The following is a 7,861-nucleotide window of genomic DNA, read 5'->3' as shown; positions in this document are numbered from 1 at the left end:
GGATCGGACCGCGCAAGCGGTCCGAGACCTCACAGGGTCAGCACCGTCGAGCCGGTCGTCTCGCGCCCTTCCAGCGCCCGGTGCGCCTCGGCCACGTCCTCCAGGGCAAAGCGCTGCCCGACGGTCACCTGAATGTCGCCCGCCAGCATCTTGTCGAACAGGTGCTTGGCCATCTCCTGGCAGGTGGCGTGGTCGCTGGCGAAGGTGAACAGCGTCGGTCGCGTCACCTGCAGCGAGCCGCGGTTCGACAGATCCAGCAGGTTCACCGGCGGCACCGGCCCCGAGGCATTGCCGAAGGAGATCATCATCCCCACCGGCCGCAAGCAGTCGAGCGAGCGCTCAAAGGTGTCCTTGCCGACGCCGTCCATCACCACGTCGACGCCGCGCCCGTCGGTCAATTCGCGCACCCGCGCCACGAAATCCTCCTCGCGGTAGTTGATCACATGCGCCGCGCCGGCCTCCCCGGCCAGCTCGCATTTCGCCTGCGTCCCGGCGGTGCCGATCAGCTCGATGCCTTCGGATTTCGCCCATTGGCAGGCGATCAGCCCGACGCCGCCCGCCGCGGCATGGAACAGCACCCGGTCGCCCGCCTGGATCGGCACGATCCGGTGGAACAGGTACTCCACCGTCAACCCCTGCAGCATCACCGCCGCGCCCTGCTCGAAGCTGATCCCGTCGGGCAGCGGGCAGACCTGGGCCGCCGGCATCACGCGGGCCCCGCAATAGGCGCCGGGGGGCCGCGCGGCATAGGCGGCGCGGTCGCCGACGCGCAGATGTGTCACGCCGTCGCCCACGGCCTCGACTTCGCCGGCGGCCTCCATCCCCAGCGCCAGCGGCAGCTCGCCGGGATAGAGCCCGCTGCGGAAATAGGTGTCGATGTAGTTCAGCCCGATCGCCTCGTGCCGGATGCGAATCTCGCCCGGTCCCGGCTCGCCCACCGGCCGGTCGACGAGCTTCATCACCTCCGGCCCGCCATGTTCCTCGATCACCACCGTGCGTGCCATCGTCGTCCCTCCGTTGCTGCGGCCCGCGAACGGTAGGGCGGGGCGGCGCCGGCGTCCAGCGCTGGCGGGGGCGCGGGGATTGCACCAGAGCGTGTCGCGTTCAGTCGCATTCACGCGACGCGCTCTGACTTGTCGATCTCGCATGTCCGAGGCGCACAAAACCGGTTCCCACTTTTGCGCGACATGCTCTAGGCTCGGCGCGCGCGGGCAGGGGGTCCGCGGCGGGGAATGGGCGCGCGATGGGCGAGATTCCGGGGATCGTTCTGGCCGGCGGGCTGTCGCGGCGCATGGGCGGCGGCGACAAGACGCTGTTGCCGCTGGCGGGCAAGCCGGTGCTGAGCCACGTGATCGGCCGGCTGGCGCCGCAGGTGTCGCAGGTGGTGCTGAACGCCAATGGCGACGCCGCGCGATTCGCGCCGTTCGGCCTGCCGGTCCTGCCCGATCCGACGCCCGACCATTTCGGGCCGCTGGCCGGGGTGCTGGCCGGGCTCGACTGGGCGGCGGGCGAGGGGCTGGCCGAGATCGTCACCGTCGCCGCCGACACGCCGTTCCTGCCGCCCGACCTGGTGGAGAAGCTGCGCTATGCCTCCGAGCGGCACGAAAAGCCCATCGCAATCGCCGTCACTCCCGACGGCGCCGGGGGCTACCGGCGCCACCCGGTCTTCGGGCTCTGGCCGGTCTTCCTGCGCGGCGACCTGCGCGAGGCGCTGCAGGACGGCGCGCGCAAGGTGATGGACTGGGTGGCGCTTTACGGGGCGGCCGAGGCGACCTTTCTCGCCGACCCGGTGGATCCGTTCTTCAACATCAACACCTCCGAGGATCTGCAACAGGCCGAGGAGATCGTGCAGGCGCGGGCCTAAACAAAAAAGGGACCGCCTGATCAGGGCGGCCCGCGAAAGTCGGATTTGGGTAAGGAGGGGGCGGCCTCAGCGGCCCCAGGAGCGGACGGCGCCGCAGTCCATATGGACGAATTTCGACCCGGAGTAGCGCCCGACCCCGCCGGCGTGGCAGGCCTCGGCCGCGCGGGCCATCTGGTTCACGCTGCGCGACTTCAGGTGCAGGTCGGCCGCCTGGCCCTGCATGTGCAGCGAGTTCTTGGCGACGCCGCTGGACCGCCGCCGCAGCATCGCGTTGGTCGCGGGCGAGCGGTAGCCGGAGAACAGCGTGTAGGGTTCGGAGACATCCATCAGCTTGTGCGCGGCGGCCATGATGTCGACCGTGCGCATGTCGATGCCGTGCTGGGTGTTGTCGCGCCAGTCGCGCATGAAATACGTGATCTCTTTCATCACGTCGTTGATGTACTGACCTTCGATCCAGTAGATCGTGTCGATCATCTCGCCGGTCCGGCCGGAGTACATCTTGATGCGGCGGATATCCCCCGCCCCGCGCAGAAAACCGGCTGCTTTGGAAAATGTCGGCGCCGCGGCCACGGAGGTGGCGGCGAATGCGCCGAGCAGCGCGCGCCTCGAAAGGCCCCTCGAGCTCGTCGTCATGATGTAAAGCGTCCCGTCGCTTGCCGTGTTTGCCGCTGTTATCGCGGCTCTTGGTGCTGCCTCATCCCCAGGCGCATGTAACTTTTGGCACATTGCCGCGACCAATCCAACCGCTCCGGGGCGCATGGTTCCAAAATGAATTCGGAATCGGCGGAATTCTGCTGAAACGGTGTTAATTTCAGGTTAACCGGGAAGAGAAAAGATCGGGGCGCGCGGCGTGCGGACGGCGGGCGGAAACCGTTGCGTTCCTGTGACACTGGCGCGGCCTGACCGAAATGTGATCGTTCGCTTCTGAACGCGACAGGCTAGCGTGGCGTCTAAAGGGTAATGCGAGTCGCACTTTAAGGGGAAAGGAACCGGGAATGCTGCTTGGACTGCGGAGAGGCGCCGGACGGACGATCGCGGCGGCGTTGATTGCAACGGCCGCCATCGGGGTGTCGGCCCCCGTTCAGGCCCAGGCGCAGATCAGCCCCTTCATGTCCGCCATCGCCCAGGCGGCGGCGCTCGAATCCGAGGTGTCGGCCTTCTACAAGGCCAACGGCTACGAGCCGATCTGGGTCGGCGAGGACGCCGAGAGCAAGGCGCGCCGCGCGGCGCTCCTGGGCGCGCTGCGCCGGGCCGGGGACCACGCGCTGCCGGTCGACAGCTACCGGCTGGAGGCGCTGGAGGCGGCGATGCGCAACATCACCACCCAGCGAGACCTGGGTCGCGTCGAGGTGATGCTGTCCAAGACCTTCCTGAAATACGCCCACGACGTCTCGACCGGCATTCTCGACCCCGCCGATATCGACCCCGGCATCGCCCGCGACGTGCCGCGCCGCGACGGCGAGGAGCTGCTGCGCTCCTTCGCGGCGGCGAACCCGACGGAGTTCCTGCGCTCGCTGCCGCCGCAGTTTCCGGAATACACCCGCCTGCAGAAGGCGCGGATCGAGCTGCAGAAGCAGCTGGCCGACGGCGGCTGGGGGCCGACGGTGCCCGCTTATTCGCTGAAGCCGGGCGACCGCGGCCAGGCCGTCGTCGCGATGCGCAACCGGCTGATCGCCATGGGCTACATGGAGCGCTCGGCCTCGATGGTCTATGACGCCGCGCTGCAGGAGGCCGTCCAGCTGTTCCAGCACGACATGGGGCTGAACACCGACGGCGTCGCCGGCCGCACCACGATGCAGGAGCTGAACGTCCAGATCGAGGACCGGCTGCCGTCGCTTCTGGTGGCGATGGAGCGCGAGCGCTGGATGAACATCCCGCGCGGCGAGCGCCATGTCTGGGTGAACCTCGTCGACTTCACCGCCGCCATCGTCGACCATGGCGAGGTAACGTTCCGCACCCGCTCGGTCATCGGCGCCAACAGCCACGACCGCCGCTCCGTCGAGTTCTCGGACATGATGGAGTACATGGAGATCAACCCGTACTGGAACGTGCCCCGGTCGATCGCCGTGAACGAATACCTGCCGGGGATGATCGCCTCGGGCGGGGCGGCCGCCGGGCATCTGCAGCTGGTCGCCGGCGGCGGCCAGGTGGTGCCGCGCGGCGCCGTCAACTGGGGCGCCTACAGCCCGCGCAACTTCCCGTTCAACCTGCGCCAGCCGCCCAGCCGCGGCAACGCGCTGGGGCTGGTGAAGTTCATGTTCCCCAACCAGTACAACATCTACCTGCACGACACGCCGTCGAAGTCGCTGTTCCTGCGCGACCGGCGCGACTTCAGCCATGGCTGCATCCGGCTGCAGGATCCGTTCGAATTCGCCTATCACCTGCTGGAGCCGCAGGAGGAGAACCCCAAGGAGTTCTTCCACCGCATCCTGAACACCGGCCAGAACACCCAGGTGCCGCTGGAGGAGCCGATCCCGGTCCACCTCGTCTACCGCACGGCCTATACCTCGCCGAAGGGGCGGCTGAACTTCCGGCACGACGTCTATGGCCGCGACGGCAAGATCTTCGACGCGCTGCTGCGCTCCGGGGTTTCGCTGAACGCCTACGGCACCTAAAAGGCATGCCATCCGGGACGGCGCGGGTCATCCGGCCCGCGCCGTTCGCATTTGCGGCGGAGGGATCATGCAGGCCGTCACCATCGCAGAGATCGCGCAGGCCATGGAGGCCGAGGCGGTCGGCGACACCGCGCTGACCGTGCGGGGCGTCGCGGAGCCGGCCAGCGCGGGGCCCGACGAGCTGGCCCTCGCGATGGACCCGAAATACGCCGCCGGCCTGTCCCAGGGGCAGGCGCGGGCGGCGGTTCTGTGGCCCGGCGCCGACTGGCAGGCGATGGGGCTTGAGGCCGGCATCTACGTCCACCGCGCCCGGCTCGCCATGGCCGGGGCGACGCGGGTGCTCGACCCCGGCCCGGAGATCGCGCCGGGCGTCCACCCGTCGGCCGTGGTGGACCCGGCCGCGCAGGTCGGCCCCGGCGCCGCCATCGGCCCCTTCGTCCATATCGGCCGCGGCGCGCGGATCGGCGCCAATGCCCGCATCGCCGCGCATGTCTCCATCGGCGCGGAGGCGCGGATCGGCGACGATGCCCTGATCCACGCCGGCGCCCGGATCGGCGCGCGGGTGACCATCGGCGCCCGCTTCATCGCCCAGCCCGGCGCGGTCGTCGGTGCCGACGGGCTGAGCTTCGTCACCCGCGCGCCGTCGCGCGCCGAGGCCGCCCGCGCCAATATGGGCGATGCGGGCGCGGCCGAGGGGCAGCCCTGGATCCGCATCCACTCGCTGGGCGCGGTGACGCTGGGCGACGATGTCGAGATCGGCGCCAATGCCTGCATCGACGCGGGCACGATCCGGCCCACGAGCATCGGCAGCGGCACCAAGATCGACAACCTCGTCCATATCGCGCATAACTGCCGGATCGGCCGCGACTGCCTGTTCGCCGCGCATACCGGCATCGCCGGCTCCGTCACCATCGGCGACAACGTGATCTTCGGCGGCAAGGTCGGCGTCGTGGACAACGTCTTCGTCGGCGACAACGTCGTCGCGGGGGGCGGCACCAACATCCTGTCGAACGTGCCCGCGGGCCGCGTGGTCATGGGCTACCCGGCGGTGAAGATGGAAACGCATACCGAGATGTACAAGGCGCTGCGCCGTCTGCCGCGCCTGGCCGAGACCGTCGCGGGCCTGAAGAAAGCGGTTTCAAAAGCGTCCCAGACCGATTAGATCAGCCCCCCAAAGGGTGAGAGGACGCGCATGACGGGCACTATCAGGGATCGTGTCATCCGCATCGTCGCCGAGCAGGCGGTGCTGGACGTCGAGGACGTCAAGGGCAGTCAGACGCTGGAGGATCTCGGCATCGACAGCCTGGGGCTGGTGGAATCGATCTTTGCCATCGAGGAGGAGTTCGACATCCAGGTGCCCTTCAACGCGAACGAACCCGAGAAGAGCGACTTCGACATCTCCTCGGTCGATGCCATCGTGAAGGCCGTGGAAGACCTGGTGAAAGACCAGCACGGATGAGGCGCGTCGTCATAACCGGCGCGGGGACGATCAACCCGCTCGGTCAGGATGTTCCCCAGACATTGGAGGCGATGCGCGAGGGCCGGTGCGGCATCACCGAGCTGGAAATCCGCGACGTGGACCGGCTGTCGGTGAAGATCGGCGGGCAGGTCAAGGGCTATGACGAGCACGCCAATTTCAACCGCCAGCAGATCGCCCTCTACGACCGGTTCACGCAGTTCGCGCTGCTCTCGGCGAAGGAGGCGATCGGCCAGGCGGGGCTGGAATTCATCGGCGATCTAGCGGCGCGCTCCGGCGTCGTGCTGGGCACCTCGGGCGGCGGGCTGTCGACGCAGGACGACAATTATCGCGCCGTCTACGAGGAGGGAAAGAACCGCGTCCATCCGTTCATCGTGCCCAAGCTGATGAACAACGCGGCCGCCAGCCACGTGTCGATGGAGTACAACCTCAAGGGGCCGTCCTTCACCGTCGCCACCGCCTGCGCGTCGTCGAACCACGCGATGGGGTTGGCGTTTCAGATGATCCGGGCGGGGATGGCCGACGCGATGGTCACCGGCGGCTCGGAATCGATGCTGTGCTTCGGCGGCGTGAAGGCCTGGGAGGGGCTGCGCGTGATGTCGAAGGACGCCTGCCGGCCGTTCTCGGCCAACCGCTCCGGCATGGTCCAGGGCGAGGGCGCCGGCATCTTCATCTTCGAGGAATACGAGCACGCCAGGCGCCGCGGCGCCGAGATCCTGGCCGAGGTGGCGGGCTTCGCCATGACCTCGGACGCCGCCGACATCGTGATGCCGTCCAAGCAGGGCGCGGCGCGGGCGATCACCGGCGCGGTGGCGGATGCCCGGATGAACCGCGACGAGGTGGGCTATATCAACGCCCACGGCACCGGCACCGCGGCCAACGACAAGACCGAATGCGCGGCGGTGGCCGATGCGCTGGGGCCGCAGGCGGACCGCACGATGATCTCGTCGACCAAGTCGATGCACGGCCACCTGATCGGCGGCACCGGCGCGGTGGAATTGCTGGCCTGCATCATGGCGGTGCGCGACGGGATCATCGCGCCGACCATCGGCTATGAGGAGCCGGACCCGGAATGCGCGCTCGACGTGGTGCCGAACGAGGCGCGCGAGGCGGCGGTCACGGCGGTCCTGTCCAACGCCTTCGCCTTCGGCGGGCTGAACGCGGTGCTGGCGCTGCGCAAGGTGTGACGTGCCGGCCGTTCCAACGAAAGACGCCGCCGGCGATCTCGCGCGGCGGCGTCGGGGTCCGGTCCTCCGGTGGCGGGCGCGTTACTCGGCCGGCGCGGATTGCAGTGCCGCGTTCGCCTCGATGGCCGCCTCGTAGGCCGCGGTGAAGCCGGTCAGCGACACGCCGAGCGTGACCACCTGGTCCGGCGCCGCGACCGGGCGGATCAGGATGCTCGCCTCGGCGCCCAGCTTCATCGTGTTCACGTCCTCGTCGGTAAAGCCGAGCCGGGCGAAGCAGCCGATCTGCGAGCACCAGGCGAAGGGATAGCGCTTGACGCCCCCGTCATCGACCTTGAAGCCCAGCTGCGCCGTCAACAGCGTCTCCAGCGGCGTGACGACGGTGGCGCCGGCGGCGGCGTCCGTGCTGTCGTCGGTGATCGGGAACACGTTGATCTCGGCCACCGGGTTGCCGTTGGCGTCGTTCAGAAGCTGGTAGAGCTGGCAGGGATCGTTGCCCTCCGGCCCGCGGATGCAGCGCAGCTGCCAATCCTCGTGCGTGCTCTTGGTGTAGACCGAGCCGGGGCCGTCCTCCTCGGGCGAATCCACGCCCATGTTCAGCTCCATCGGGTTCGGCGCCTCTTCGTCCAGGGGCGTCTCCTGCGCGATGGCGGGCCCGGCAAGCGCGACAGCCAGGGCGAGCGGCAACGTGCGAATCAGGTCTTTCATCTTTCTTCCATCC

General features: G+C 68.8%; 8 protein-coding genes. 5 read left to right on the top strand and 3 right to left on the bottom strand.

Annotated elements, in window-relative coordinates:
* Positions 1 to 29: 29 nt before the first annotated feature.
* Positions 30 to 1,004 (bottom strand): quinone oxidoreductase family protein, encoded by a 975-nt coding sequence (locus tag P1J78_RS16700; protein WP_275568515.1) that lies wholly within the window; start codon positions 1,002 to 1,004, stop codon positions 30 to 32.
* Positions 1,005 to 1,243: 239 nt separating this feature from the next.
* On the opposite strand from P1J78_RS16700, the gene mobA reads away from it, so the two are divergent.
* Positions 1,244 to 1,864 carry a molybdenum cofactor guanylyltransferase MobA gene (gene mobA / locus P1J78_RS16695; RefSeq protein ID WP_275568514.1) on the top strand — a complete coding sequence of 207 codons (621 nt, stop codon included), beginning with the start codon at positions 1,244 to 1,246 and terminating at the stop codon, positions 1,862 to 1,864.
* A gap of 66 nt (positions 1,865 to 1,930) precedes the next feature.
* On the opposite strand, the gene mepK is transcribed toward mobA, so the two are convergent.
* Complete coding sequence (mepK, locus tag P1J78_RS16690) at positions 1,931 to 2,497, bottom strand: peptidoglycan L,D-endopeptidase MepK (protein ID WP_275568513.1); 567 nt, start codon at positions 2,495 to 2,497, stop codon at positions 1,931 to 1,933.
* Between the two features lie 362 nt (positions 2,498 to 2,859).
* Between mepK and P1J78_RS16685 the strand changes: the two genes are divergently transcribed.
* The 4 genes from P1J78_RS16685 to P1J78_RS16670 all read left to right on the top strand — a co-directional run bounded on the left by P1J78_RS16685 (position 2,860) and on the right by P1J78_RS16670 (position 7,143).
* Positions 2,860 to 4,479 (top strand): L,D-transpeptidase family protein, encoded by a 1,620-nt coding sequence (locus P1J78_RS16685; protein ID WP_275568512.1) that lies wholly within the window; start codon positions 2,860 to 2,862, stop codon positions 4,477 to 4,479.
* 67 nt (positions 4,480 to 4,546) lie between these two features.
* Entirely contained in the window at positions 4,547 to 5,641 is a 1,095-nt protein-coding gene (gene lpxD, locus P1J78_RS16680) for a UDP-3-O-(3-hydroxymyristoyl)glucosamine N-acyltransferase (RefSeq protein WP_275568511.1), read from the top strand.
* A gap of 30 nt (positions 5,642 to 5,671) precedes the next feature.
* Positions 5,672 to 5,938, top strand: a complete 267-nt coding sequence (locus tag P1J78_RS16675; protein ID WP_275568510.1) for an acyl carrier protein — start codon at positions 5,672 to 5,674, stop codon at positions 5,936 to 5,938.
* Positions 5,935 to 7,143, top strand: coding sequence for a beta-ketoacyl-[acyl-carrier-protein] synthase family protein (locus tag P1J78_RS16670; protein ID WP_275568509.1), 1,209 nt, complete (start codon positions 5,935 to 5,937; stop codon positions 7,141 to 7,143). Before P1J78_RS16675 ends, P1J78_RS16670 begins: the two co-directional genes overlap by 4 nt.
* 81 nt (positions 7,144 to 7,224) lie before the next feature.
* Here P1J78_RS16670 and P1J78_RS16665 read toward each other — a convergent pair whose 3' ends face one another.
* Complete coding sequence (locus P1J78_RS16665; protein ID WP_275568508.1) at positions 7,225 to 7,848, bottom strand: invasion associated locus B family protein; 624 nt, start codon at positions 7,846 to 7,848, stop codon at positions 7,225 to 7,227.
* Positions 7,849 to 7,861: the final 13 nt, after the last annotated feature.

Source organism: Psychromarinibacter sediminicola (genome assembly GCF_029168335.1).
Lineage (GTDB): Bacteria > Pseudomonadota > Alphaproteobacteria > Rhodobacterales > Rhodobacteraceae > Psychromarinibacter > Psychromarinibacter sediminicola.
Note: the sequence above shows the minus strand (reverse complement) of the source record. Positions and strands in the feature narration are given on the sequence as shown.